This window comes from Sphingobium sp. BHU LFT2 (genome assembly GCF_018604485.1).
GTDB classification, from domain to species: domain Bacteria; phylum Pseudomonadota; class Alphaproteobacteria; order Sphingomonadales; family Sphingomonadaceae; genus Sphingobium; species Sphingobium yanoikuyae_A.
In genome coordinates, this window is the sequence record NZ_JAFCGW010000022.1 from 27,371 (window position 1) to 54,291 (window position 26,921).

Here is a 26,921-nt window from a genome sequence, read left to right on the forward strand (position 1 = left end):
CGATGTCCTCTGCCCCGCCCGTTGCCTGGCATGCGCTGCCGCCCGAAGAGGCGCTGGCAACGCTGTCCGTCGAAGCGACCGGGCTGGACCAGCGCGATGCCGATGCCCGGCTGCGGCGCTATGGTCCCAATGCCCTGCCCGAAGCGCCGCGCCAGCATCCGCTGCTGCGCTTCCTGGCGCATTTCAACAGCGTGCTGATCTATTTCCTGCTGGGTGCGGCGCTGATCGCGCTGCTGCTGAATCACGGCATCGATGCTGCCGTGATCCTGGCCGTGGTGCTGGTGAATGCGGTCGTCGGCTTCATCCAGGAAGGCAAGGCCGAGGAAGCGCTGGGCGCGATCCAGGACATGATCGCGCCACATGCCATGGTGCTGCGCAGCGGCGAACGGCGGGTGGTGGCGGTGCCGGAACTGGTGCCCGGTGACATCGTGCTGCTGGAAGCGGGCGACCGGGTGCCGGCCGACATCCGGCTGCTGCGCGCCCGCGGCCTGCTGATCGACGAGGCGGCGCTGACCGGCGAATCGGTCGCGGCGGAAAAGCATCAGACGCTGATCCCCGCCGACGCCGGCATCGCCGACCAGAACAACATGGCCTTTTCCGGCACGCTGGTGGCCGCCGGCCAGGCGACCGGGCTGGTGGTCGAGACCGGCAGCCATACCCAGATCGGCCGGATCAGCGGCATGCTGAAGGCGGTCGAGGTCGGCAAGACGCCGCTGGTGCGGCAGATCGACGATTTCGCCCGGCTGATGACCTGGTCGGTGCTGGCCGGCGCGGTCGTCCTGTTCCTGTTCGCGGTGCTGGCGCGCGGCTTCCACTGGATCGATGCGCTGATCGCCATCGTCGCGCTGTCGGTCGGCGTCGTGCCGGAGGGGCTGCCGGCCGTCATCACCATCACGCTGGCGATCGGCGTGCAGCGCATGGCCGCACGCCAGGCGGTGATCCGGCGCCTGCCGGCGGTCGAGACGCTGGGTGCCACATCGGTGATCTGCACCGACAAGACCGGCACGCTGACCCGCAACGAGATGACGGTGCGTCACCTGCTGCTGCCGGGCGGCGACCTGCATGTCAGCGGATCGGGCTATGCGCCGACGGGCGCCATCAGTGTCGCTGGCGGCGGCGACGATGCGGAGGGGCTGGCCGATGCCGCGCCAATCCTGCGCTGCGGCTTGTTGTGTAACGATGCCCTGCTGCGCCAAGCGGATGACGGCTGGACCGTGCAGGGCGACCCGATGGAGGGGGCATTGGTCGCGCTGGCGATGAAGGCGGGGCTGAGCGCCGACCATGTGCGCGACGAATGGCCGCGGATCGACGAAATCCCGTTCGACGCCGCCTATCGCTTCATGGCGACGCTGCATCGCGCGCCCGATGGCAGCAGCGCCATCTTCATCAAGGGTGCGCCCGAAGCGGTGCTGGCGATGACCGGCGCGGATGCCGTCGCCTGGGACGCGCGGCTGTCGGCCGCCGCCGACCGGGGCGAACGCCTGCTGGGCTTTGCCGTCAAGCGGATCACAGGGGCGCCCGACCGGATCGGCTTCGACGATCTGAAGAACGGGGTCGAGCTGCTGGGGCTGATGGGCTTCATCGATCCGCCACGCGACGAGGCGCGGCAGGCGATCGCCCAGTGCCGGTCGGCCGGCATCGCCGTCAAGATGATCACCGGCGACCATGTCGGCACCGCCATCGCCATCGCCCGCCAACTGGCGCTGGACGATGATCCCCAGGCGATGAGCGGCGCCGAGGTCGAGGCGCTGGACGATACTGCGCTGGCGGCGCGGGTGCGCGATGTCGACGTGTTCGCCCGCTCCTCCCCCGAGCACAAGCTGCGCATCGTCCGCGCGCTCCAGTCGCACGGGCTGGTCGTCGCCATGACCGGCGACGGCGTCAACGACGCGCCTTCGCTGAAACAGGCCGATGTCGGCACGGCGATGGGGATCAAGGGCACGGAGGCCGCCAAGGAGGCCTCCGAGATGGCGCTGCTGGACGATAATTTCGCGTCGATCGTGGCGGCCGTGCGCGAAGGGCGCACCGTCTATGACAATATCCGCAAGGTCATCAGCTGGACCTTGCCGACCAATGGCGGCGAGACGCTGGCGGTGGTGATCGCGATCATCGCCGGCTTTGCCCTGCCGATGACGGCGACGCAGATATTGTGGATCAACCTGGTGCTGACGGTGACGCTGGGGCTGGTGCTGGCGTTCGAGCCGACCGAGCCGGGAACGATGGAACGGCGGCCGCGTGCCGCCGGCGCGCCGCTGCTTTCCCCCTTCCTGCTGTGGCGCATCATGCTGGTATCGGTGCTGATGGGGGCGATGGCGCTGGGGATATTCTTCTATGCCCAGCATGTCGGCCACGACATCGACACCGCCCGGACCATGGTGGTCAACATGCTGATCGTGGGCGAGATATTCTATCTGTTCAATGTGCGCTTCCTGCACATGCGATCGCTGACGCTGCGCGGTGCGATGGGCACGCCGATCGTGCTGGCGGCGATCGTGGCGGTAGTGATCGCCCAGCTGCTTTTCACCTATGCGCCGTTCATGCATGATATTTTCGACAGCCGGCCGCTGTCGCTGACCGACGGGCTGATGATCATCGGCCTGGGCGCGGCGATGTTCGCCGTGCTGGAACTCGAAAAGCTGGCCGCCCATCGGCTCGCCTGGTTCGAGGATATCTGACCGCCATTATCCACAGTCCAACAGCCGCAGAAGAAGGAGGAAATCATGCCGACGACCATGCGAGCCGCGATTGCCAGGACGTTCAAGGCGCCGCTGACGATCGAGGAGATAGCGATACCCGAGCCGGGGCCTGGCGAGGTGCTGGTGAAGATCGCCGCCAGTGGCGTGTGCCATACCGATCTGCACGCGATCGATGGCGACTGGCCGGTGAAGCCGACCCTGCCGCTGATCCCCGGCCATGAGGGCGTGGGCCATGTGGTGGCGCTGGGCGCGGGCGTCACCGACCTGAAGGAAGGCGACGCCGTCGGCATCCCCTGGCTGCACGACGCCTGCCGCGCCTGCGAATATTGCGAAACCGGCTGGGAAACGCTGTGCGAGCGGCAGCATAATACCGGCTATAGCGTCAACGGCACCTATGCCGAATATGCGATCGCCAGCGCACCCTTTGCCGGCCGCCTGCCCGACACTGTCGACTTCGTGACGATGGCGCCGATCCTGTGCGCGGGCGTCACCGTCTACAAGGGGCTGAAGGAAACCGAGGCGAAGCCGGGCGAATGGGTGACCATTTCCGGCGTCGGCGGGCTGGGTCATGTCGCCGTGCAATATGCCAAGGCGATGGGCCTGCATGTCGTCGCGCTGGACATTGGCGAGAGCAAGCTGGAGCTGGCCCGGTCGCTGGGCGCGGACCTGGCGCTGGATGCGCGGGCCGACAATGTCGTGGCGGAAGTGCAGAATGCGACCGGCGGCGGCGCCCATGGCGTGCTGGTGACGGCGGTGTCGCCCCCCGCCTTTGCCCAGGCGATCGCCTGCACCCGCCGGCGCGCGACCGTCAGCCTGGTCGGCCTGCCGCCGGGCGATTTCCCGACGCCGATCTTCGACGTGGTGCTCAAGCGCGTGACCGTGCGCGGGTCGATCGTCGGCACCCGGCGCGACCTGGCCGAAGCGATCGCCTTCGCGGTCGAGGGCAAGGTGAAGGCGCATGTGACGCCCCGGCCGTTCGATGATGTGAACGCCGTGCTGGACGAATTGCGCGCCGGCAAGGTGGACGGGCGCATCTCGCTCACCCTGTAACGGGCGGGTGATGGCCGGGCGCGGGCGGTGCATGCCGCCCGCGCCGCCGGTCATCGGCGCGCTTCGAAGATGGAGATGCGGCGCGGCTGGCGCGGCTGCACCGCCTGGCCCAGTTCGCGTTGCAGCATGGCCAGCATCCAGGCGCGGTGCCGGGCCATGAATTCGGGAAAACCCTCTGCCCTGGCCGGGTCGAACACCGGCACCTGCCAGTCGGCAGGCTGATCGAGATAGGGTGGGATCACGTCGCCCGCCGCCTCGGCCGGCAGGTCGACATGGCTGCCCCAGTAACGATTGTCGCGGAAGCGGATAAATTGGGCCGGGGCGAAACCCGCCTTGATGAGGTAATCGGGGCCTGACCGGCCGCTCTCGCTGCCATAGCGGGCGGTGCCGGCGACCTTGAAGTCATTTTCGACGATGCGGACATCCTGTGCCCAGCCGTCCCAGTTGGTCGCCACCACCATCTGCACATCCATGCCCTTGCCGACATGGATCACATTCTTCTCCACCAGCACGTCCGAGACATTGCCGGCGAGCTGGAAGATGCGCAGCGCGTCGTTGCGGCTGACATTGTAGCGCGCGACGGTGCCGCGATTGCCCAGATTATCCTTGTCGTTGCGGCCGGGCGAACAGATCAGCAGGAAGCCGCCGGCATTGTCGTGGCTGTAATTGTAGAGCAATGTCGTGCGGCGCGAATTGAAGTCACTGTCGAACCCCTGCCCGTCATAGCGGGTGCGGGTATAGGCGGCCTCGTTGAGCTGGATCAGGCTGTTGTCGGTGCTCCACTGCCAGATGCCGGCATTATAGCCGGGCGCACGGGCACCGGCATAGCGCACGATATTATGTTCGATCAGCGCGCCGTCGGTGCCGCGCGGGACGATGCCGTCGCCGCCAATATCCTCGACCAGATTGTCGCGGATCACGATCTTTTCGCTGGGGAACCAGTCCTTGGCGCTGATCCGGTCAGCGATGCCGGCAATGCCGGACCGGTCGACCTTCCAGACGATATTGCGTTCGATCACCAGATCCTGAAAGCGGGTCGGCAGCTTCTTGCCGGTCGCGCTGAAGACGATGCCGCCATTATCCTTGCGATCATTCACGCCGCGCACGTCGTGGATATACATGTCGCTGATGCGGATGCCGCGCGTCACGCCCCGGTCGATCGCCGAGACCAGCACACCGAAACGCTGGGCCGGGGCGGGATTGTCGTTGGTGACTTCCAGCCCGCTGACGCTGACATATTCGGCGTTGATGACGCCCACGCCATGGGGCGAGACACCGCCGGCGTCGATGCGCGGCCGTGCGCCGGTGCCGAAGGCGGCGACGCTGATCGGCGCGCCGGAGCGGCCCGAGCGGGTGATGGTGAGCGGTTCCTGCCAGCGCGATCCGGCCATCAGCAGCACCTGATCGCCCGGCATCAGCGGATAGTCGCGCACCCGCGCCAGACTGCGCCAGGGCTGGTCGGCGGTGGTGCCGGCGGCGCGATCATTGCCGGTGGCGCTGTTGACATAATAGGTCGTCGCCTGCGCCGCGGATGTCGCACCCGCGGTCAGGACCAGGAAAGGCAGGAAGATTGTCAGCGCCCGGCCATGCCGGCTTTTACCCATCATCATATTGCGCGCCATTCTATCGGTCGCGCGCTGAATGCAAGGTGAAGTCGCCTCAGCCGGGCGTGCGGCAGGCCTGGCGCAGGTCGATTTTGGGTGCCGGGGATGGGGCAGCGGGGAGAGCGATGCCCTGTGCCTGCGCCACCCGTTCGATGATGCCACCGCCGCCCGGCAGGGCTTCGGCCTGGGCATAGGCCGGGTCGGCCTCCGCCTTTGCCAGCGGGATATAGCGCGCGCCGGCGGCATCGAGCCGGGCCATGACATCGGGCAGGGTGTCGGCGGTCCAGGCGCCGACATGGAGCAGCAGCACATGCGGGATCGGGCGGCCATGGACGCGCTGGGCATTGGCCTTTGCCCGCGCGATCGCCTGATCGACCACAGCCAGATAGTGACGCTTCATCGCCGCGATCGTGCGATCGTCGCCCTGCGCGCGGCAGCGGGCATAGGCATCGCTATAATCCCAGTCCTCGAAAGCCAGGCTGACGCTGGCGATGCGATAGCCGCGCTGCTTCAGGAAGGCGGCGGCGGCGTCATGGCGGGTCGCGTCCTTGCCGCTCGACAGGTTGGGGAAGCGCAGCCAGTGCCAGTCCCCTTTCCCCATATGCCGTTCCAGCGCCGGCTCGCCCGCGATCACGTCCGCCTGCCAGGCGTCGAGCGAGGGCGCCCCGTCGAGATTGAGGTGGCTGTAACTATGGTTGGCGAGCGGATAGCCGGCCTGGCGCCACAGCGTCAGCACCGCGTCCGACGCCGGATCCTCCGCCAGTCCGCGCGCATTGACGAAGCCATAGGCCTGCGCGACATGATGCGCCTTCAGCGTCGCCAGGAAGCGGCGGGCGATATCGGCACGGGTGGTGCCGGGCGGCAACTGGCCATGGGCGGGCAGATCATCGACCGTGATCGCGACATCGAACCGAGGCGGATCGCCCGCCTGTGCCGCCGCTGCACTGCCCAGCAGCAGGCAAAGGGCCATGGCCCGCTTGATCATCTCCGCCTCTCCCGCTGAATGTCCGCAGCGGTCCTAGCCCGGCCGCGCGGATCATTCGAGCAGTTTCAGCACATCCTGTTGCCGGGCATTGGCCTGGGCCAGCATCGCCGTTGCCGCCTGCGACAGGATCTGGCTCTTGGCGAGGGCGGTGGATTCGGTGGAGAAATCCGCATCCTCGATCCGCGAGCGGGCGTCGGTCAGGTTGACGATATTGGTGTCGAGCTGGCTGGAGATGGATTCCAGCCTGCTCTGCGCGGCGCCCAGATTGACGCGGGCGGTCGAAATCTGCGCCAGCGCCGCGTCGATCACCGCCAGCCCCTGTTGCGCGGTCACGCCGATCTGGGCGTAGGATTTATAGTCGGAATCGGTGAAGGCGACATAGCCTTCCGGGTCCATCCAGCCGGTGCTGCCCAGATCATTGGTGCGATGGACGGCGGCCACACCGACGTCATAGTCGAGCGTCAGGTCGATATTGCTGATCCCCACGAAGCGCATCGTGCCGTTCACCGCAAGGTCGGTGCCCAGCAGGGTGAAATCGTCGCTGTTGCTGCGCAGGGTCGGCAGGGTGATGGCGACATTGTCCGTCGCATTGGCGCCCGCCTGCACATTGATGACGGTGCTGCCGGCGCTGTGCATGAGTTCATCGCGATAATATCCATAGCCGTCGTAATCGAGCAGATCGCCATCCGCATTATAATCGCGGGCGGCCGTCCCTTGCGCCGTGTTAGAAAACAGGTTCACGCCGTTGAACTCGCTATTCTGCAGCAGCGCGTTGATCTGGGCGACGGTCTGATCCATTTCGGTCTGGAGCGCGGCGCGATCCTCCGGCCGGTTGACGCCATTGGCCGCCTGGAGCGTCAGCTCGCGCATCCGCTGCAGGCTGTTCTGGACCTCGCCCAATATGCCCTCGGCGGTCTGGGTCAGCGATATGGCGTCGGCCGCGTTGCGCTTGGCCACTTCCATGCCGCGCAGCTGGCTGGTCATGGTCTGGGCGATGGCCATGCCGGCCGCATCATCCTTGGCCGAATTGATCCGCTTGCCGGTCGACAATTTCTCGCTTGCCTGGCCCTGGGCCTTGGTGGCCGCCTCGATCGCCCGCTGCGCGCGCAGCGCCGCGCTGTTGGTTCCGATCACGCTCATGGGATGTCCTCCATCCATGCCAGGCAGGAAGATGCCGGCGTCTGTGGGGCCGGGCGACGCGGGTCGCAGTGCGCCGCCCGGCAACCGAAAGGCGTTGCCCCCAAACGGTCGCTCCCGTGATGGCCGCGCGGCAGCGCCCGGCCTATCCGGTTAATTCCCGGATAAGATTGAAACGGCAGGGAATTTCCCGGCTTGGCAGGCGGGTGATCCGGGCTAGGACAGGGCCATGGCCACCCTGTCCCCCATGAGCGCCCGGCCGCGCCCTTTTCGCCTGGAGGCACGCGCCATCGACTGGCGGCTGGTGGCGCTGCTGCTGGCCTATCCCTTCGCGTTCAAGCTGGCGCATATGGCGGCCAGCCCGTGGGGCGGCGCCCATTTCTTCAGCCTCTGGTATCCCGCCGCCGGCGTGCGGCTGGCGCTGCTGTGGCGGATCGGCGCGCGCTTCACGCCGGTCCTGATCGTCGAGGAATGCGTGATCCAGTTGCTGACCGGCACGATCATGTGGGGCGGTCCCGAATTTCTCAACCAGCTGGGCGGGGTGGCGCGCGCGCCCGCCGCCTATGGCCTGATGATCGCGCTGGTGCGCTTCATCGAGCGGCGCAGCCGATCCGAACTGGCGATCGCGCCGATGCCGTTCGGCCTGGCCGCGGTGCTGGCGCCGACGCTGGTGTCCTTCACCGCGGGTTTCTGGGAATGGCTGTGGCCCGGCGTGTCCGGCACCCTGCCCAGCCAGCCGGTCGCCACCACCATCGCCGCCTTCCTGGTCGGCGACCTGCTGGGCGTGCTGCTGGTCGCGCCGCCCCTGCTGTGGATCGGCACCCGCCATGAAGAAGCCCGGCGGCTGATGCAGATCGGGCGCGGGCGCGCGGTCGAGGCGGCCGCCGTCTTCGTCTTTGCCTGGCTGCTCGCCTGGGGGCTGGCGCGGGTCGAACCCCAGATCGCGGTCACGCCGGTGCTGATCGGCGCGATCTGGGTGGGACTGCGCTGCGGCCGGCTGGGCGCGTGGATTGCGATCATCCTGTCGGCCGCGATCATCCTGCCCTGGTCGGCACCATTGTCGGCCAGCGCCACCCGCTTCGCGCTGCACATGGGCCTCGCCGCCATGGCGATCGCCACCTATCTGGCCGGCAGCTTTGCCGAGGCGCAGATCCGCGCCCGCGAGGATATCGCCCGGCGCGACCGCATCCTGTTCCAGGCCGAACGGCTCAAGACGCTGCGCGCCATGTCGGTGGCGATCATTCACGAGATCAGCCAGCCGCTGTCGACGCTGGCAATCGAGACCCGGCATCTGTCCGCCCTGTCGCGCGATCCGCAGCCCGACCTGGCGGAGATGCGCGAGAGCATCGAACTGGTCGATCGCAAGGCGGCTTTGCTGGCCGACATGGTGCGACGGCTGCGCAGCTTTGGCGGGCGCGCGGTCGACGAACCATCGCCGATCATCGTCGGCCAGATGCTGCGCGACTGTGCCGGCATGGTCGGCGGCGAGGCGCGCAGCCTGGGCTGCGCCATCAGCCTGCCGCCGATGGATGCGCGCTTGCAGGTCACCGGGCATGAGATCGAACTGACACAGATATTGCTCAACCTGCTGCGCAACGCGATGCTGGCGGCGCCCGGATCGACCATCGAAATCGCCGTGGAAAGCCGGGCCGATCAGGTGACGATCCATGTCGCCAACCCGGTCCCGTCCCCCACCCCCGACTATGGCGGCATGGGCATCGGCCTGCTGGTGGCGCGCGCCATCGCCGACGCCCATGGCGGCACGCTGACCCGCGACATCGCGCAGGGCCGCGCGCGTGCCAGCCTGTCCCTGCCCCGCACGGAGCCCAGCCATGACTGACCCGGCCGATCCCGCCATCATCCATGTGGTCGATGACGACCCTGATCTGGGCCGGGCGGTGGCGCGGCTGCTGGGCCGGCATGGCTATCGCACCCAGGCGTTCGACACGCCCCGCGCGATGCTGCGCGCCCAGGCCGACGAGCCGGCCCATTGCCTGGTCACCGACGTGATGATGGCGGACATGGACGGCTTTGCCTTTGCCGAGCGGATGCGGGCGCAGGATCCGGCGGTGGCGATCATCTTCATGACCGCCTGGCCGACCACCAGCAGCGCGGTGGATTCGGTGCGCCGCTATGGCGGGCTCGACTATCTGGAAAAGCCGATCGACGAGGGGCGGCTGCTGGCCGCCGTGGCGGAGGGCGCACGCTGGAGCCGGCAGCGGCGCGGGGCGCTGGCTCGGCTGGCTCCGCTGACCCCGCGCGAGCGCGAGGTGCTGCACTGCCTGGCCCAGGGGATGAGCAACAAGATGGTCGCCGCCGCCCTGTCGCTCAGCCCCAAGACGATCGAGGATCATCGCGCCGCGATCGTCGCCAAGACCGGTGCCAGCAGTCCCGCCGCCCTGATCGCCCTGGTGCGGGAGGCGAGCGGTACCGAAGGCTAGATTGTCTTGTTGTGCGCGGCGATGGTCGGGCTATCTAGGCCGATGATCGATCCCCGCGCGCTTCGCACCTTCCTCGCCGTCTGCCGTGCCAACTCGATCAGCGGCGGCGCGCGGCTGCTCAACATCTCCCAGCCATCGGTGTCCAATGCGATCGCGCAACTGGAACAGTCGGTCGGCGCGGCCCTGTTCGCCCGGTCGCGCAGCGGCATCAGCCTGACGCCGGAGGGCGAGGTGCTGCTGCGCCGGGCGGAGGCGGTCGACAGCCTGATCAGCGGCGCGGAGGAGGAATTGCGGCTAGCGCGCGCGGGCGTGACCGGGCCGCTCCGCGTCGGCGGCACGCCGGGCGCCCTCGTCAGCCTGCTGCCCGATGCGGTGCGCCGGCTGGAGGACAAGATGGGCCATTTCGCGCTGCACGCGGTGGAGCGGCCCGACCATGACCTGGCCGACATGCTGCACCGGGGCGAGATCGAGCTGGCCTTCGTCACCACGGGGCTGGAGGAACCGCCCGAGGGGATCGAGGAAATCACCTTCGCGCAGGATCCGTTCGCGCTGGTCGTGGGGCGCCGCAACGACCATCTGCCGGCCGAGGTGTCGCTGCGCGACATGATGGCCAGGCGCTGGGTGCTGCCGGAGGCGCGGGGCGCCTTTCGCCGGCAGATCGACGCGCTGTTCATGGCGGCGGGCGTGCCGGTGCCGCAGGATGTGATCCGGTGCGACTCGCTGCTGACGACCAAGGCGATGGTGCGGAACAGCAGCCGGCTGACCATCCTGCCGATGAAGGTGGCGGCGGCCGAACTGTCGATCGGCGTGCTGCGCGCGATCGCGATCCGCGAAGCGACCTTCCAGCGCAGCATCGGCATCCGCAAGCTGAAGGATGCACGCCTGTCGCGGCTGGGCGAGGCGCTGCTGGACATCATGATCCATAGCTCCAAGCTATGACGTTCCCAAAAATCATTATTATTCTTGCGTATAAATTCGGCGCATAAGGGCATTCAACAAGAGACCAAGGGAGAGCCCTCGTGCGGCAGCTGATCCGCAATATTGCGATTTTCGACGGGACCGGCAGCGCGCCCTTCCCCGGCGCGGTCATGATCGAGGGCGATCGCATCGCCGACATTCTGCGCGACGAAGCCGCGATCGACGCGGCACAGGCCGACATGGTGATCGACGGCCAGGGCGCGACGCTGATGCCCGGTATGGTCGACGCCCATACCCACCTGACCTGGGGCAGCTCGGTCGAGAAAATCTATCATCAGTTCATCCTGCCGCCCGAGGAACTGAAGGTCGCCGCCTGGCGCAATGCCCGCGTGCTGCTCGACCATGGCTATACCAGCCTCTATTCGGCCGGCGCGCTGGGCGACCAGATCGAACCCGAACTGGCCCGCGCCATCGCGGCGGGCGAAACCCCCGGCCCGCGCCTGGTGCCCTCCACGCTGGAGCGCAGCCCGGAAGGCGAGGAAGGGGTCGAAACCGGCGATGTGTTCAACGGGCGGGGGCCCGAAGCAATGCGCGCCTTCGTCGTCTATTGCGCGGCGGAGGGCGTCAAGTCGCTCAAGCTGGTGATTTCGGGCGAAGATGCGCTCAAGCCCGGATCGTCGCAGGATATCCTCTACACCGACGAGGAAATGATCGCGGCCGGCGAGGCGGCGAAGGACGCGGGCCTGTGGATCGCCACCCATGCCTATAGCCCGCGCGCCATCAATCTGGCGCTCGAAGCCGGCGCCCGCATCCTCTATCATTGCTCCTTCGCCGATGACGCGGCGGTCGACGCCATGGCGGCGAAGAAGGACGCCATCTTCTACGCCCCCGGCCCCGGCGTATCGGTCGCCGCGCTGGAGGCCAATCCGCCGCCCCATATCAATATGGCGTCGATGAAGGCGAGCGCGGCCGAGCGGCTGGAACTGGAAAAGACATTGGTGCCCAAATTGAAGGCGCGCGGCGTGCGTGTCCTGCCCGGCGGCGACTATGGCTTCCCCTTCAATCCCCATGGCCGCAACGCGCGCGACCTGGAGCATTTCGTCACTTATTATGGCTTCACCCCAGCCGAGGCGCTGCATGCCGCCACCATGCTGGGCGGCGAGCTGATGGACCAGCCCGTAGGCCAGGTGAAGCCGGGCTATCTCGCCGACCTGCTGCTGGTCGAGGGTGATCCGACGACGGACGTCCGCCTGCTGCAGGATACGGCCAATATCAAGATGATCATGCTGGGCGGGCGGATGCACAAATCCCCCGTGCCCGAGCCCCTGACGGTCTGACCGGAAAGACGCTTTCATGTTCGACGTTGCGATCATCGGCTGCGGGCCGGTGGGGGCCTTTGCGGCCAATTTACTTGGGAAGGCGGGCGTCTCGGTCCTGGTGATCGAGCGCGAGGCCAACCCCTATCCCCTGCCCCGCGCGGTCCATCTGGACCATGAGATGATGCGCCTGTTCCAGTCGGCCGACGTCATCGACCGGGTCGCGCCGGACATGCGCGATACCGAGGGGCATCTGCATGTCGGCGCCGATCATGGCGTGATCCGCTATATGGGCACGGTCGGCCGCCCCCGCCCCTATAGCTGGTCCAACGATTATTTCTTCTACCAGCCCGAACTGGAAGACCATCTGCGCGATGCGCTGGACGTCTATCCCAATGTCGAGCTGTCGCTGGGCACCGCGTTCGAGGCGCTGGCGCAGGACGAGGACGGCGTCACGCTGACGCTGCGGTCGGACGCCGGCGAGGAACAGGTCCGCGCCCGCTATGTCATCGCCTGCGACGGCGCCCGCAGCGCGGTGCGCAAGGCGCTCGACATCGGCCTCGATGATCTGGACTTCGAGGAACCCTGGCTGGTGGTCGATGCCGAGGTCGATGGCCCGGTCCGCTTCCCCGATCTGTGGGGTGTCCCCGACGCCGCCGACCTGCAGAAATTGTCGGTGATGATGTGCGATCCCAAACGCCCGGCCACCATTGTGCCGGGGCGCGGCAATCATCGCCGCTGGGAATTCATGCTGCTGCCCGGTGAAGACGACCAGACGATGATGCAGCCTGACGCCGTGGCCGCGCTGGTAGCCCCTTATCTCGACGGCGTGCCGCACCAGGTGGTGCGCGCAGCCACCTATCGTTTCCATGGACTGATCGCCGAGCGGTGGCGGCAGGGCGGCGTCTTCCTGGCCGGCGATGCCGCTCACCAGACGCCGCCCTTTTTCGGCCAGGGCATGTGCCACGGCCTGCGCGATGCCGCGAACCTGGCGTGGAAGCTGGAACTGGTGCTAGCGGGCAAGGCGCCCGAGAGCCTGCTCGACAGCTATCAGCCCGAACGCGATCCCCATGTCCGCGCCGTCATCTCCGCCGCCGTGGGCGCGGGCCGCTATATCTGCGTGCTCGACCCCGAAGCCGCCGCCGCACGCGACCATCAGTTGCGCGAAGCCGCCAAGGGCGCCCAGAGTGGCACCGCCGCCGACCTGATCCCCGCCATCGCCACCGGCATCGTCGCCAGCGGCACGGCGGGCGCGGGCGAACGCTTCATCCAGCCGCGCGTCGGCGACCGGCTGCTGGACGATGTGACCGGCGATGGCTGGCGCCTGTTCACCCGCCAGCCGGTTACGGGCGGCGACGTGACCGTCGTCGATGTCGCGGAGCTGGGCGATGACGGCCATGTCGCCGACTGGCTCGACGCCCGTGGCGCCGACGCGGTGCTGGTCCGCCCCGACCATTATGTCTTCGGCACCGGCAAGCCCGCAGAGCTGATCGCCCGGCGCGACGCGCTGATCGCCGGCACCGCCCGGCAGGAGATTGCGGCATGACCCTCTCGCTCGCGCAGGCCCGCGCCATCATCGACGCCGCACTCGCCAAGGCACGCGCCGACAGCGCCCAGCCGCTGGCCGTCATCATATTGGATGCCGGCGCCCATCCGGTCGCCTTCGCGCGCGAAGATGGCGCCAGTCTGTTCCGTTTCGACATCGCGAAGGCCAAAGCCGCCGGTGCGCTGGGGATGGGCGCGGATACGCGGGTGGTGGCCACCCGCGCCGCGTCCAATCCTGTCTTTTTCCAGAGCATCGCGGCGGCCACCGGCCAGATGGCCTTCTCGCCCGGCGGCGTGCTCATCCGCGATGCGGACGGCGGGCTGATCGGCGCGGTCGGCATCAGCGGCGACACCGGCGAATGCGACGAGGCCTGCGCCATCGCCGGCATTGCCACCGCCGGACTTTTCCACGGAGACAGAAAATGAAGCTGCGCAGCATCGAACTGGCGCTGCCCCATGCGGCAGAGGCCGCCGCCTTCCTGACCGACGTCTGGGGCATGGCGCCGGCGGCGATCGAAGGCGAAACCCATTATCTGCGCGGATCGGGCAGCTATCCCTATCTGGTCGCGCTGGCGGAGTCGGCGGACGCCTATGTCCGCTCCACAACCTTTGTCTGCACCGCCGAGCAGCTGGAGCAGCTGAAGCGCAGAGTCACCGCCGCCGGCCTGCCCGCAACGCCGACCGTGTCGGAAGATCCGGGCGGTGGCCATGGCATCATCGTCGAACTGGCCGAGGGCGAATTGCTGCGCTTCCTGGTCGATGCCGAGGAAGTCGCACCGATCGCGGGCGCCGACCTGCCCGTGAAGCTGACCCATGTGGTCTTCAACAGCGCCGACGCGGAGGCGACCGGCCATCTGGTCGAGGAGGCGCTGGGCTTCCGCGTCTCGGACCGGACCAAGGGCATGGTGTTCGTGCGTTGCAATGACTCGCACCACAGCACCGCCTTCGCCCGCGCCGGCTTTGCCAGCCTCAACCATATCGCCTTCGAGATGGCGGACATGGATGCGGTGATGCGGGGCATCGGCCGGTTGCGCGACCATGAAATGGTGCCCGCCTGGGGGCCGGGCCGCCATGGTCCGGGCGCCAATGTCTTCGCCTATTTCATCGCCCCCTTTGGCCCGGTGATCGAATTTTCGACCGCCGTGGAAAAGGTGGCCGAGGATTATCAGCCCGGTGCGCCGGAGGACTGGACCTGGCCCGAGGGCCGGATCGACCAGTGGGGCATGTCCGACAAGGATTTCGCCGGCCTGCGCGCCGCCGAAGAGAAATTCCGCCACCGCCGCGACTGGGATGCCCAACCGCTAGACCTGATCAACGAGGAACAAGCCTGATGCGCTATGTCAGTTTCCGCCGTCCCGACGGCACCCCCAGCTTCGGCCGGATCGAGGGCGAGACGATCGTCGAGCTGGCAACCGATGCGGCGCCGAGCCTGAAGGCCGCGCTGACCGACGGCAGCCTGTCGGGCCTGGCCGATGGCGCATCCTATGCCGCCGCCGATGTCGTGCTGCTGCCGGTGATCCCCGATCCCGCCAAGATCCTGTGCGTCGGCCTCAACTATGCCGAGCATGTCAAGGAAACCGGCCGCGAGCAGAAGGCGCATCCCGCCATCTTCGTGCGCTATGCCGACAGCCTGATCGCCGACGGCCAGCCGATGGTGAAGCCGGCCGTGACCGAACGCTTCGACTATGAGGGCGAACTGGCGCTGGTGATCGGCAAGCCCGCGCACAAGGTCGCGGCCGCCGACGCCTGGGATTATGTCGCGGGCTATGCCGCCTTCAACGATGGCAGCGCGCGCGACTGGCAGCGCCACAATATCCAGTTCACGCCGGGCAAGACCTTTCCCGGCACCGGCGGCTTCGGCCCCGCGCTGGTGACGCCCGACGAGATTGACGATCTGCAGGCGCTGCGCGTCCAGACCCGCCTCAATGGCGAACTGGTGCAGGACCAGCCGGTCAGCGACATGATCTGGGATATTCCCACGGTCATCGAATATGTGACCGCCTTCACGCCGTTGAGCCCCGGCGACGTGATCGCCACCGGCACGCCCGGCGGCGTCGGCGATAAGCGCACCCCGCCGCTCTACATGAAGGCCGGCGACAAGGTCGAAGTGACCATCGGCACCATCGGCACGCTCAGCAACCGCATCATCGACGAACAATAACAATCATCAACCCGCATACCGGGGGAGGACAGACCATGCGTAACATCCACATCACCATTGCGGCCCTCGCCAGCGCGAGCGCCATCGCGATCGCCGCGCCGGCCTTCGCACAGAACGCGCCCGCGCCCGAACAGGCGGCACAGCCGGCGGACGATTCCGACATCATCGTCACCGCCCAGCGCAAGGCGGAGAAGGTGACCGAGGTGCCGATCTCGATCACTGTGGCCAATGCCGCCCAGCTGGAACGGCAGCAGGTCAACACGATGAACGACCTCAACCGCATCGCGCCGAGCCTGGAAATCCAGCAGGCGCCGGGTCAGAATACCGGCGGCGGCGGGTCGATCCGCGGCATCGGCACCCAGACCTTCTCGGCCGGCGCGGTCGCATCGGTCGGCGTGGTCGTCGACCAGGTGAGCCAGGGCAACGCCAATATCTCCGACCTGTTCGACGTCAGCCGGATCGAAGTGCTCAAGGGGCCGCAGGGCACGCTGTTCGGCCTCACCACATCGGCCGGCGTCATCAACATCACCACCAATGCGCCCGATCCGACCGGCTTTGCCGCCCGCGTCCGCACCGAATTGTCCGACGCCGGCACGCTGGGGTCGAAGTTCGGCAACCAGATCGTGCAGGGCATGGTCAACATCCCGCTGGCGACCAACGCCGCGATCCGCCTGTCGGGCGTCGCCAATTTCCGCCAGGGGCCGAACCGCAACGCCAGCACCGGCGACTATAATGATACCGATCGCTACGGCATTCGCGGCCGCTTCCTGTGGGAGCCGACCGACCGCCTGACCGTCAATGTCATCGGCGACTATACCAAGAGCCGGATCGAGAATGGCGGCGACTTTTTCACCTTCGTCAAGACCAGCGGTCCGGGCACGGCGCTGGGCGGCCTGCTCGCCGACACCACCGGCATCACCGCCCGGCTTGCCAGCTGTGGCGTGACGCCGGGCGAAGGCAATCGCGACTATTGCAGCGACGACAGCTATGTCGGCCATACCGAAAATTATGGCGGATCGCTGCAGGTCGATTATGAGGCCGATCCCTTCACCCTCACCTCCATCACCGCCTATCGCAAGTCGAACGAGACCGGCTATGGCGCGGCGACCAACGTGTTCCGCGGCGATCCACTGGAATTGCAGGTCGCCAACGGCCCGACCAACCGCCGCCTGAGCCTCTTCACCCAGGAATTGCGGGTCAGCTCGCCCGCCGACCAGTTTCTCGAATATACCGCTGGCGTCTTCTATTCGAACCAGAAGCAGACCCGCGATCCCGAAACGCTGGCGGTGTCGGTCGTGCCCTTCCCCGGCCTCGTCATCCCGATCGTGCGCAATCCCGGCGCCGACATCGACATCCAGGATGAATCGCTCGCCGTATTCGGCCAGGGCACCTTCCACCTGTCGCCCGCACTGCGGCTGATCGCCGGCGGTCGCTACACCACCGATCGCCTGTCGATGGACCGTTACGACTATTTCACCCCGGCCGATCCGTTCAGCCGCACGGTGCTGGACGTCCAGAAATTCTCCTGGCGCCTGGGCGCGCAATATGACCTGGCCAACGACACCATGGTCTATGCGACCGCCTCGCGCGGGTTCAAGGGCGGGCAGATCGCCATCCCCTCGGCCCCGGCCAAGCCCTTCGTCGTGCAGCCGGAAATCCCGACCGCCTATGAACTGGGCCTCAAGAGCACATTGTTCGGCGGCTGGGTCGCGGACCTCAATGTCTTCTACAGCAAGATCAAGAATTTCCAGGCGCAGCAGTGCACGGTGGACAGCACCGCGGTCATCTCCTGCGTCCAGACCAACATCAACGGCGTGAAGTCGCGCGGCGCGGAAATCAATTTCTTCGGCAAGGTCTTCGATGGCCTGTCGCTCAACACCGGCTTCATCTATGCCAAGGCGACCTATCCGGGCGGCTTCATCGGCACCGATGGCACCAATATCGGCGGCAGCCAGCTCGCCTATGCGCCCAAATACAAGTTCACCCTGTCGGGCGAATATGAAGCGCCGGTCACGAGCCGCCTGAAGGGCTTCCTGGCAGCGGACACGGTGTGGAAGTCGAAGGTGCGCTACGAAGCCAATTCGAACGACGAAACCACCTTCCGTTCGCACTGGCTGGTCGGCGGCCGCATCGGCCTGCGCACCGATGACGATCGCTACAGCGTCGCGATCTTCGGTCGCAACCTGTTCAACGTGCATGAGCCTTCGCTGATGCAGAGCGACTTCCCCTACACCACCGACCAGGGCGAGCAGAATATCGGCGCCATCTATGGCCCGCAGTCCTTCCGCCAGATCGGCATCAGCCTGGACGCGAAATTCTGATCCTCCTGAGGCGGGGCGCCGCTGGTGGCGTCCCGTCTTTTTTCCTAATCCTTCTGGCCAGAGGGGACATATGAAGCCGATCAGGGACGCCATCGCCGCACTGGGCACCGATCTGGGGCCGGATATCCTCGGCCAGTGCCGGGCGCTGTTCGACGCCGAGCAGGTGGCGCTGGCAGCGGCGGTCCCGGTGACGCAGGCCGACATCGCCTATGGCCCGGACGCCCGCCACCGGCTCGACCTCTATGCCCCCAAGGGCGATGCCCCCGCCCCCATTCTGGTCTTCGTCCATGGCGGCGGCTTTCTGAAGGGCGACAAGGGCAGCGCCGACGCCTGGCCCAATGCCAATGTCGGCCGGATGGCGGCGCAGGCCGGCTTCCTGGGCGTCGTCATCAATTATCGCCTTGCCCCCGACCATGGCTGGCCCACCGGGGCGGAAGATGTTGCGGCCGTCGTCGGCTGGCTCAAGGATCATGCCGCCGAGCATGGCGGTGACCCCGATCGCATCGTCCTGATGGGCACGTCGGCCGGCGCCGTCCATGTCGCGGGCTATCTGAAACTCGCCGGATCGGACGCCGTGCGCGCAGCCGTGCTGCTGTCGGGCCTTTATGGTTATACCCCGCTCGATCCGCGCGACACGCTCTATTATGGCGATGCTTCGCACTACCCGGAGCGCATGCCGCTGGAGGCCGTTGCCGCAACCGACCTGCCGCTGCTGATCGCCTGCGCCGAGTTCGACCCGCCCCGCTTCCAGGCCGAGTTCCTGAGCCTGTTGCAGGACCGGCTCGCCCGCCATGGCGCCATGCCGCGCGCCTTCATCCAGTCGGGCCATAATCATTATAGCATGGCCATGCATCTGGGCACCGCCGACCGGCGGCTCGCTGACGAAATCTGCGCCTTCGTGCGCGAAACCACCGCCTGACAATTACAATAGGAGAGACGGATATGCTGGATCGCCGCACCCTTCTGGCTACCGGCGCCGCGCTGATGGCCGCCCCTGCCATCGCCGCGCGCAAGAGCGCCACCCCCAATTTCCCCAAGAGCTTCTACTGGGGCGCGGCCACCGCGCCGCATCAGGTCGAGGGCAATAATATCGCCAGCGACCTGTGGTTCGTGGAGAATCAGCAGCCGACCGTCTTTGCCCAGCCTTCGGGCGACGCCTGCAACAGCTTCGCCTTGTGGGAAAGCGACCTTGATCTGGTCAAGAATATGGGCCTCAACGCCTATCGCTTCGGTATCGAATGGGCGCGGATCGAGCCGGAAAAGGGCCTCTTCTCCCAGGCGATGCTCGATCATTACAAGGCGGTGATCGACGGCTGCCATGCGCGTGGCCTGGCCCCCATCGTCACCTTCAGCCATTTCACCGCGCCGCGCTGGTTCAGCGCGCAAGGCGGCTGGACCAACCCGGAAAGCGCGCAGCTTTTCGCCCGCTATTGCGACAAGGCGATGCGCGCGCTGGGCCAGGGCATAGCCAGCGCCATTACCCTCAACGAACCCAATATCCTGCTGCTCCTGAAGCCGATGCTGCCCCAGCAGGTGTGGGACATCCAGAAGCTGACGCTGGAAACCGCGGCCAAGCGGCTGGGCGTGCCCAAATATGTCTGTGCCAATGTCGCCGGCTTCGACGATCTGCCCGCGCTCCAGACCGGCCTCGAAGCCGCGCACAAGGCGGGCAAGGCGGCGATCAAGGCAGTGCGCGGCGATCTGCCGGTCGGTTTCTCACTGGCGCTGATGGACGACCAGGCGGTCGGCGCCCATTCGGTGCGCGATGCCATGCGCAAGCAGCTTTACGGCAACTGGCTGGAGATTGCGAAGGGCGACGATTTCATCGGCGTCCAGAATTATGAGCGCGCCCTGTGGGGCGACAAGGGCCGCCTGCCCGCGCCCAAGGGATCGGCCGTCAACTGGTCCGGCACCGAAGTCTGGGCGCCCTCGCTCGGCGGCGCGGTGCGCTTTGCCCATGAAGCAACCGGCGTGCCCATCCTGGTGTCCGAACATGGCGTGGGCAGCGATGATGATGCGGTCCGCGCGAAGTTCATTCCCGAAGCGCTCGCCGGGCTCAAGGCCGCGATCGACGATGGCGTGCCGGTGCTGGGCTATTGCCACTGGTCGCTGCTCGACAATTTCGAGTGGATCTTCGGCTACAAGCCCAAATTCGGCCTGCACAGCGTCGATCCGGTGAGCTTCGCCCGCACGGCCAAGCCCAGCGCCGCCGTCTATGGCGCGATCGCCCGCCGCAACGCGCTCTGAAGGGGAGGCCTGCCATGAAGCGCCTTGTCCTGCTGCCCCTGCTGCTGGCCTCGCCCGCCATCGCGCAGATGCCGACGCCCGTGCCCGCCACGGCGCCGGCCGAACCCAATGCCATCCCGCTCTATCCCGATCTCAAGGCGCCCAAGGGCACGACCGAGAATTGGGTGCGCTTCGGCGACGACCTCGCCGTGCGCAACGTCACCGTGCCAACCATCACCCCGGTCCTGCCCGATCCGGCCAAGGCAACCGGCGCGGCGGTGATCGTCGCGCCCGGTGGCGCCTTCATGCTACTGTCGATGGATCATGAGGGCTGGAATGTCGCGCGCTGGCTGGCCGATCATGGTGTCGCTGCCTTCGTCCTCAAATATCGGCTGAACCAGACCCCGGCCGACACCGCCGAGGCATCGGCCTATATGGGCAAGCGCATGGCGGACTCGCTGCGCGATCCCAACGTCCCGCCGACGATCAGCGAGCCGCGCGCGACGCTGGATGCACTCGCCGCGCTGAAGCGGGTGCGGGCAGGCGCCAGCCAATGGGGCATCGATCCCAAGAGGGTCGGTATGATTGGCTTTTCCGCCGGCGCCATGACCACGATGAACGCCACGCTGGAGGGCAAGGGCGCGGATCGCCCATCCTTCATCGGCTATGTCTATGGCCCGATGCTGGCCCGCAATGTCTCCGCCGACGCGCCACCGATGTTCGCGGCGATCGCCAATGATGACAGCCTGTTCCCCAATCCCTCCTATGCGCTGGTCGAAAGCTGGCGCCGGGCGCATGTGCCGGTCGAACTGCACGCCTATGAGCGCGGCGACCATGGGTTCGGCATGGGCAAGCCGGGCACGACGACCATGGGCCTTTTGCCGCAATTTCTGAGCTGGATGGACATGCGCGGCCTGCTGACCCCAAAGGCGGGACAATGACCGGCGCCGTCTCGATCCGGCGGGAAGCGGCGATCAGCGTCGGCATCAATGGCGCGCTGAGCCTGGCCTTCTTCCTTGCCCTATTCGGCACCCAGCCGCGCCCGCTGGCCTGGGCGGTGCCGGATCGGCTGGCGCTGGATTTCGTGCCGCAGAGCATTGCCGTTGCGCTGATGAGCGCGCTCGTCCCGGCGCTGATCGCGCGCAAACGGGTCGGTGGCGCCCTGCGGCCGATCCTGCTGCGCGCCGCCGGCTTTGCGCTCGCCGGTGCCGCGGTGGGCGGGCTGTTTGCGCTCGCGGCCGGTGGCCTGCCGCCGATCGGCTGGGGCGCCGCGCTGGCCATCAAGATTGCCTATGGCGGCGCGCTCGGTGCGCTGGTCGCCAGTCTGGCGCTGCGGCGGATGCTGTCATCCGCCCAAATCATTTGAAATAGAGGATCGCCCCGATGACCTTCCGTTCCCTGCGTCTCGCCATGCTGCTGGCCGGCACCGTGCTCGCCATGCCCGCCCAGGCCGACGACCTGGCCGACGGCTTCAACAATCCGCCGCAGTCGGCCCGGCCGCGGGTGTGGTGGCACTGGCTGAACGGCAATGTGACCAAGGAGGGGATCGACAAGGATCTCGACTGGCTGGCGCGCATCGGCATTGGCGGGGTGCAGAATTTCGACGCCAATCTGCAGACGCCGCAGATCGTCAAGGAACGGCTGGTCTATATGACCGACGGCTGGAAGGACGCGTTCCGCCACGCCGTCCAGACCGCCGATGCCAAGGGGCTGGAATTCGCGATCGCGGCGTCACCGGGCTGGAGCGAGACCGGCGGCCCTTGGGTCAAGCCGCAGGACGCGATGAAGAAGCTGGTCTGGGCCGAAACGGAGGTCGACGGCGGCCAGCGGCTCAAGGGCGCCCTGCCCGCCCCGTCCAATGTGACTGGCGCCTTCCAGAGCGCGAGGTTCAGCGATCCGCTGGCGGGCGACGCGGAGATACCGGACCAGCCGCGCGCCTATGGCGAGGCGCGGGTGCTGGCCTATCCGATTGCAGCGATGCCCTTGCCGACGCCCCGCATCCTCGACGCCGATGGCCAGCCGATCGCGGGCGCCGCCGCACTGGGCGATAGCGATCTGGAAACCGTGGCCCAGATGGCCAAGGGCGATGCGGCGCATCCCGGCACGCTGATCCTCGATTATGGCAAGCCGGTCATGGTGCGATCGGCCAGCCTGTTCGTGCCCCATGCCCGCCCGCCTTTCGGCGACCCCGCCTATCGCCCGACGATCGAGGCGGAAACGGCGCAGGGCTGGCAACCGCTCGGTCGCTTCTCGCTGACCGAAGTCGCCTCCACCACCAGCTTCGCGCCGGTCACGGCGCAGCGCTTCCGACTGGTCCTGTCGCCCAATGACGCCGCCAAGTCGCCGGGCCTGGGCGATGGCGCGCCCGGCGCGGTGATGATCGACGTGTTCGGCCGCCCGGCCAGCCCGACCCTGGGCATCGGCGACCTGCGCCTGTCGGCCGAGGCGCGGATCGACCAATATGAAGCGAAGGCCGGCTATGCCATCGCATCCGATTATAACCGCCTGAGCATGGGTCCGGCCGACGCGCCGGCGATCGATCCGGCCAGGGTGATCGACCTGACCGACCGGCTGCGCCCCGACGGCACGCTCGACTGGACCGCGCCCAGGGGCACGCGCTGGCGCATCGTTCGCATGGGCTGGTCGCTGACCGGCAAGACCAACCATCCCGCCACGCCCGAAGCCACCGGGCTGGAGGTCGACAAATATGATGCGGCTGCCGTGCGCCGCTATCTCGAAACCTATCTCGCCATGTATCGCGATGCGGTCGGCGCCGACTGGATCGGCCAGAAGGGCATCAGCGCGCTGCTGACCGACAGTATCGAGGTGGGCGCGTCCAACTGGACCCCGCGCATGGTGGAGGAGTTCAAGGCGCGGCGCGGCTATGATCCCGTCCCCTTCCTGCCGACCCTGACCGGGGCAGTCGTGGGATCGCCCGCGCGCAGCGACGCCTTCCTGCATGATTATCGCCAGACCCTGGCCGATCTGCTGGCCGACGCCCATTATGGCACGGTGGCGCAGGTCGCGCATGAAAACGGCCTGACCGTCTATGGCGAGGCGCTGGAAAATGGCCGGCCTGTGCTGGGCGACGACCTTGCCATGCGCGCGCATACCGATGTGCCGATGGCGGCGATGTGGACCTTCAATCGCGGCAGCGCGCCGCGCCCGACGCTGATCGGCGACATGAAGGGCGCGGCGTCGGTCGCCCATATCTATGGCCAGAATATCGTGTCGGCCGAAAGCATGACCTCGGCCTTCGCGCCCTGGGCCTTTGCCCCGGCGGACCTCAAGCGCGTGATCGACCTGGAATTCGTGTCCGGCGTCAACCGGCCGATCGTCCACACCTCCGTCCACCAGCCGGTGGATGACAAGGTGCCGGGCCTCAGCCTCATGATCTTCGGCCAATATTTCAACCGCCACGAAAGCTGGGCCAATATGGCCAAGCCCTGGGTCGACTATATGGCGCGGACCGGTTTCCTGTTGCAGCAGGGCCGCGACCATGCCGACATCGCCTATTTCTATGGCGAGGATGCGCCGATCACCGCGCTGTTCGAACATGGCGTGCCGGCCGACCTGCCCAGCGATTATGCCTATGACTTCGTCAATGCCGAGATTTTGGCGAGCAAGGCGTCGGTGCAGGATGGCGACCTGATCGCCGGCAAGGCGCGCTACAAGGCGCTGTATCTGGGCGGATCGAGCAAGGTGATGACGCTCGCCACCCTGCAGCGCATCGCCGCGCTGGTCGAGGCTGGCGCCACCCTGATCGGCACCGCGCCCGACCGCGCGCCCGGCCTGCAGGATGATCCCGCCGCCTTCCGCGCGCTGGTGGCGAAACTGTGGAGCGGCCAGCCGGTCGGCAAGGGCAAGGTGATCGCCAGCACCGATGTCGACGCCGCGCTCGCCGGCACGGGCATCGGCGCCGATTTCCGCGTGACCGGCAGCGGCGATGCCGGTGCCTATCGCTTCCTCCACCGCGCCCTGCCCGATGGCGACCTTTATTTCGTGACCAATAGCAAGGCCCAGGCCGAGCATGTCGAGACGCGCTTCCGCGTCACCGGTCGCCAGCCGGAAATCTGGCGCGCGATCGACGGCAGCGCCGCGCCGCTGTCCTACCGGACCGAGGGCAGCGACACGGTGGTCCCGCTCGATGTCGGGCCGGAGGATGCCTTCTTCATCCTGTTCCGCAATCCGGCGCAGGCGCCCAGCCGGACGATCGCGCCGGCGGCGGTGAAGCAGATCGCCACCCTGTCGCAGCCCTGGACCATACGCTTCCAGCCGGGTCGCGGCGCGCCAGCCGAGATTGCGATGCCGACGCTGACGGCGCTCGACAAGAGCAGCGATCCGGGCGTGCGCTATTTCTCCGGCGAGGCGACCTATGCCAGCAGCTTTGCCCTGCCCAGGGGCGCCAGGCCCGGCGCACCGCTGTGGCTTGATCTCGGCAGCGTCGGCGATGTCGCGGAGGTGCGGGTCAATGGCCAGGTCGCGGGCACAAGCTGGTTCGCCCCCTATCGGCTGGATGTCGGCAAGCTGGTCAAGCCCGGCCGCAACGCGATCGAAGTGAAGGTCGCGAACCTGTGGGTCAACCGCCTGATCGGCGACCAGCAGCCCGGCGCAGAGAAGATCAGCTTGACCGCCGCCCCCACCTATCGCCCCGATGCGCCGCTGCGTCCGTCGGGCCTGATCGGGCCGGTCACGCTGTCGGCGGAACAATAAGCAGGGGTCGCGCGGATGCTCGCTTGAACGACGGAAAGTCGCCGCCTATCAGGCGGTCATCATGACCGACGATCAGCAGAGCATCCGCGCCATCCTCGACCGGCTGCGCGCCCCGGCGGGCAATCCCGTGGCCCGCGCCCGCTGGCTGATCGAACGGCAGGTGCCCGAAGCGCGGCGCGGCCCCGGCTGGGACCGGCACTGGCGCGAGCTGGAAGCCTATCTGGACAGCCCGGTCAGCTGGTCGGGCAATCGCGATGCGGACGGGATCGAGGGGTGGGACGATGACGTCTGACCGGCTGATCGACATGATGATCGCGCGACTGGTGATCGCCCATGGCAAGAGCAAGCATCATTGGCGCAAGGCGATCGGTCCGGTCCGAATCTACAGCCGCGCCACCCATCCCCATTGCAACTGGGCCTTCACGCCCAGCGGCACGGCGGGCGAGATATCGGTGATCGAGACACTGCTCGACGATCTGCACCTGCGCCATCCGCTGATCGATCGCTAACACCAAGCTTCGATGAGCTTGCCTCATCGAAGCTTGGTAAAAGCCCGCGCGGCGCTTGAGCGTTGCAAGGTGCTGATGCGCCAGCATCACTGCACCTTGTCAGAAACAAAGGGCGTGGACGGCCGGTCGCCATCCACGCCCCCTTGCGACCCCGAAGGGATCGGAATCAGCCGGCGAGCTGCGTTTCCAGTTCGCCCAGCACGCGATAGCAGTCGAACACCTTGGCGACCGAGCTGTTGGGCTCGCGCCCCTCGCGGATCGCGCTGATGAACTCGCGGTCCTGCAACTCGATGCCATTGTTGGAGATGGCGACGCCAGCCAGATCGATCGGCTCTTCCTTGCCGTTCACCAGATCATCGTAGCGGGCGATATAGGTGTCGGTGTCGCCGATATAGCGGAAGAAGGTGCCAAGCGGCCCGTCATTGTTGAAGCTCAGCGACAGGGTGCAGATGGCGCCAGTCTCGCTCTTCAATTGGATCGACATGTCCATGGCGATGCCCAGTTCCGGATGGATCGGCCCCTGCATCGCATGAGCGGCGACGATCTTGCCGGCCTGATAGGCGAACAGGTCGACCGTATGCGCGGCATGGTGCCACAGAAGATGGTCGGTCCACGACCGCGGCTCGCCCTTGGCATTGATGTTCTTGCGGCGGAAGAAATAGGTCTGCACGTCCATCTGCTGGACGTTGAATTCGCCCGCCTGGATGCGGTTGTGGACGAACTGGTGCGACGGGTTGAAGCGGCGGGTATGGCCGACCATGCAGACAAGGCCGGTTTCCTTCTGCTTGGCCAGCACCGCCTGCGCATCGGCCCAACTGTCGGCGAGCGGGATTTCCACCTCGACATGCTTGCCCGCATTCATGCAGGCGATCGCCTGTTCCGCATGCATCTGGGTCGGCGTACACAGGATCACCGCATCGACATCGTCACGCGCCAGCGTCTCGTTGAGGTCGGTGGTCACATGGCCGATGCCATATTTCTCGGCGACCTTCTTCGTCGCCTCCAGTTCGCGGCCGATGATCGAGGTGACGGTGACGCCATCGATATTCTTGAGGCCATCAAGATGCTTTTCGCCAAAGGCGCCGGCACCGGCGAGGGCAATACGCATGATATTCTCCTAGGACAGGTTAGCGGGCGGGTTCGAGCACGAGGTGCCCGACCGCGGTGTTGGAAGCGGGAACATGATAATGGCGGTGCAGCGGCTGGACCTTGTCGCCCAGCGCCCCGCGCATGATCAGCCACATGACCATCTCGATCCCTTCGGACCCGGTCTCGCGCAGATATTCGATATGCTCGATC

Annotated in this window: 23 protein-coding genes; 18 read left to right on the forward strand and 5 right to left on the reverse strand. The window is 67.1% G+C overall.

The window, feature by feature from the left end; genetic code table 11:
- Nucleotides 1–2 precede the first annotated feature (2 nt).
- A complete protein-coding gene (locus JQK15_RS23870; protein ID WP_214868662.1) occupies nt 3–2,675 on the forward strand; it encodes an HAD-IC family P-type ATPase in 2,673 nt (890 codons plus the stop codon).
- A 45-nt stretch (nt 2,676–2,720) separates the two neighbouring features.
- Complete coding sequence (locus tag JQK15_RS23875; protein WP_037509177.1) at nt 2,721–3,746, forward strand: zinc-dependent alcohol dehydrogenase; 1,026 nt, start codon at nt 2,721–2,723, stop codon at nt 3,744–3,746.
- 50 nt (nt 3,747–3,796) lie between these two features.
- On the opposite strand, the gene JQK15_RS23880 is transcribed toward JQK15_RS23875, so the two are convergent.
- The 3 genes from JQK15_RS23880 to JQK15_RS23890 are packed head-to-tail and all read right to left on the reverse strand — an operon-like array spanning nt 3,797 to nt 7,475.
- Entirely contained in the window at nt 3,797–5,356 is a 1,560-nt protein-coding gene (locus JQK15_RS23880) for a right-handed parallel beta-helix repeat-containing protein (protein WP_251008007.1), read from the reverse strand.
- Nucleotides 5,357–5,405: 49 nt separating this feature from the next.
- The gene (locus tag JQK15_RS23885) at nt 5,406–6,335 is read right to left on the reverse strand and encodes a polysaccharide deacetylase family protein (protein ID WP_214868673.1); all 930 of its coding nucleotides are present in this window, start codon (nt 6,333–6,335) and stop codon (nt 5,406–5,408) included.
- 51 nt (nt 6,336–6,386) lie between these two features.
- The gene (locus JQK15_RS23890) at nt 6,387–7,475 is read right to left on the reverse strand and encodes a flagellin N-terminal helical domain-containing protein (protein WP_214868675.1); all 1,089 of its coding nucleotides are present in this window, start codon (nt 7,473–7,475) and stop codon (nt 6,387–6,389) included.
- A gap of 226 nt (nt 7,476–7,701) precedes the next feature.
- On the opposite strand from JQK15_RS23890, the gene JQK15_RS23895 reads away from it, so the two are divergent.
- The 16 genes from JQK15_RS23895 (at nt 7,702) to JQK15_RS23970 (ending at nt 25,622) form a co-directional block, all read left to right on the forward strand.
- Entirely contained in the window at nt 7,702–9,312 is a 1,611-nt protein-coding gene (locus JQK15_RS23895) for a sensor histidine kinase (RefSeq protein ID WP_214868677.1), read from the forward strand.
- Complete coding sequence (locus JQK15_RS23900) at nt 9,305–9,913, forward strand: response regulator transcription factor (protein WP_122928315.1); 609 nt, start codon at nt 9,305–9,307, stop codon at nt 9,911–9,913. Before JQK15_RS23895 ends, JQK15_RS23900 begins: the two co-directional genes overlap by 8 nt.
- A 42-nt stretch (nt 9,914–9,955) precedes the next feature.
- On the forward strand, nt 9,956–10,852 hold the full coding sequence (locus JQK15_RS23905; RefSeq protein ID WP_007708624.1) for a LysR family transcriptional regulator: 897 nt from the start codon (nt 9,956–9,958) through the stop codon (nt 10,850–10,852).
- Nucleotides 10,853–10,932: 80 nt separating this feature from the next.
- Nucleotides 10,933–12,168 (forward strand): amidohydrolase family protein, encoded by a 1,236-nt coding sequence (locus JQK15_RS23910; protein ID WP_214868679.1) that lies wholly within the window; start codon nt 10,933–10,935, stop codon nt 12,166–12,168.
- A 16-nt stretch (nt 12,169–12,184) separates the two neighbouring features.
- A complete protein-coding gene (locus JQK15_RS23915) occupies nt 12,185–13,693 on the forward strand; it encodes a bifunctional 3-(3-hydroxy-phenyl)propionate/3-hydroxycinnamic acid hydroxylase (protein WP_214868681.1) in 1,509 nt (502 codons plus the stop codon).
- Complete coding sequence (locus tag JQK15_RS23920) at nt 13,690–14,118, forward strand: GlcG/HbpS family heme-binding protein (RefSeq protein ID WP_214868683.1); 429 nt, start codon at nt 13,690–13,692, stop codon at nt 14,116–14,118. The genes JQK15_RS23915 and JQK15_RS23920 overlap by 4 nt, the downstream gene beginning before the upstream one ends.
- The gene (locus JQK15_RS23925; protein ID WP_214868685.1) at nt 14,115–15,023 is read left to right on the forward strand and encodes a VOC family protein; all 909 of its coding nucleotides are present in this window, start codon (nt 14,115–14,117) and stop codon (nt 15,021–15,023) included. Before JQK15_RS23920 ends, JQK15_RS23925 begins: the two co-directional genes overlap by 4 nt.
- A complete protein-coding gene (locus JQK15_RS23930; RefSeq protein WP_214868687.1) occupies nt 15,023–15,853 on the forward strand; it encodes a fumarylacetoacetate hydrolase family protein in 831 nt (276 codons plus the stop codon). The genes JQK15_RS23925 and JQK15_RS23930 overlap by 1 nt, the downstream gene beginning before the upstream one ends.
- 35 nt (nt 15,854–15,888) lie before the next feature.
- The gene (locus tag JQK15_RS23935) at nt 15,889–18,174 is read left to right on the forward strand and encodes a TonB-dependent receptor (RefSeq protein WP_214868689.1); all 2,286 of its coding nucleotides are present in this window, start codon (nt 15,889–15,891) and stop codon (nt 18,172–18,174) included.
- Nucleotides 18,175–18,244: 70 nt separating this feature from the next.
- On the forward strand, nt 18,245–19,093 hold the full coding sequence (locus tag JQK15_RS23940) for an alpha/beta hydrolase (RefSeq protein ID WP_214868691.1): 849 nt from the start codon (nt 18,245–18,247) through the stop codon (nt 19,091–19,093).
- Between the two features lie 23 nt (nt 19,094–19,116).
- Nucleotides 19,117–20,421 carry a family 1 glycosylhydrolase gene (locus JQK15_RS23945; protein ID WP_214868693.1) on the forward strand — a complete coding sequence of 435 codons (1,305 nt, stop codon included), beginning with the start codon at nt 19,117–19,119 and terminating at the stop codon, nt 20,419–20,421.
- A gap of 14 nt (nt 20,422–20,435) precedes the next feature.
- Complete coding sequence (locus JQK15_RS23950; protein ID WP_214868695.1) at nt 20,436–21,341, forward strand: alpha/beta hydrolase; 906 nt, start codon at nt 20,436–20,438, stop codon at nt 21,339–21,341.
- The gene (locus tag JQK15_RS23955; protein WP_136188087.1) at nt 21,338–21,766 is read left to right on the forward strand and encodes a hypothetical protein; all 429 of its coding nucleotides are present in this window, start codon (nt 21,338–21,340) and stop codon (nt 21,764–21,766) included. The genes JQK15_RS23950 and JQK15_RS23955 overlap by 4 nt, the downstream gene beginning before the upstream one ends.
- Nucleotides 21,767–21,783: 17 nt before the next feature.
- Nucleotides 21,784–25,113 (forward strand): glycosyl hydrolase, encoded by a 3,330-nt coding sequence (locus JQK15_RS23960; RefSeq protein ID WP_214868697.1) that lies wholly within the window; start codon nt 21,784–21,786, stop codon nt 25,111–25,113.
- A 61-nt stretch (nt 25,114–25,174) separates the two neighbouring features.
- On the forward strand, nt 25,175–25,405 hold the full coding sequence (locus tag JQK15_RS23965; protein ID WP_214868699.1) for a hypothetical protein: 231 nt from the start codon (nt 25,175–25,177) through the stop codon (nt 25,403–25,405).
- Nucleotides 25,395–25,622, forward strand: a complete 228-nt coding sequence (locus JQK15_RS23970) for a hypothetical protein (RefSeq protein WP_010338905.1) — start codon at nt 25,395–25,397, stop codon at nt 25,620–25,622. Before JQK15_RS23965 ends, JQK15_RS23970 begins: the two co-directional genes overlap by 11 nt.
- A 166-nt stretch (nt 25,623–25,788) precedes the next feature.
- Here JQK15_RS23970 and JQK15_RS23975 read toward each other — a convergent pair whose 3' ends face one another.
- Both JQK15_RS23975 and JQK15_RS23980 read right to left on the reverse strand, forming a co-directional pair.
- Complete coding sequence (locus JQK15_RS23975; RefSeq protein WP_004208428.1) at nt 25,789–26,730, reverse strand: Gfo/Idh/MocA family oxidoreductase; 942 nt, start codon at nt 26,728–26,730, stop codon at nt 25,789–25,791.
- Nucleotides 26,731–26,749: 19 nt separating this feature from the next.
- On the reverse strand, nt 26,750–26,921 hold a 172-nt coding region (locus JQK15_RS23980; protein WP_502956876.1), incomplete at its 5' end, for a DODA-type extradiol aromatic ring-opening family dioxygenase.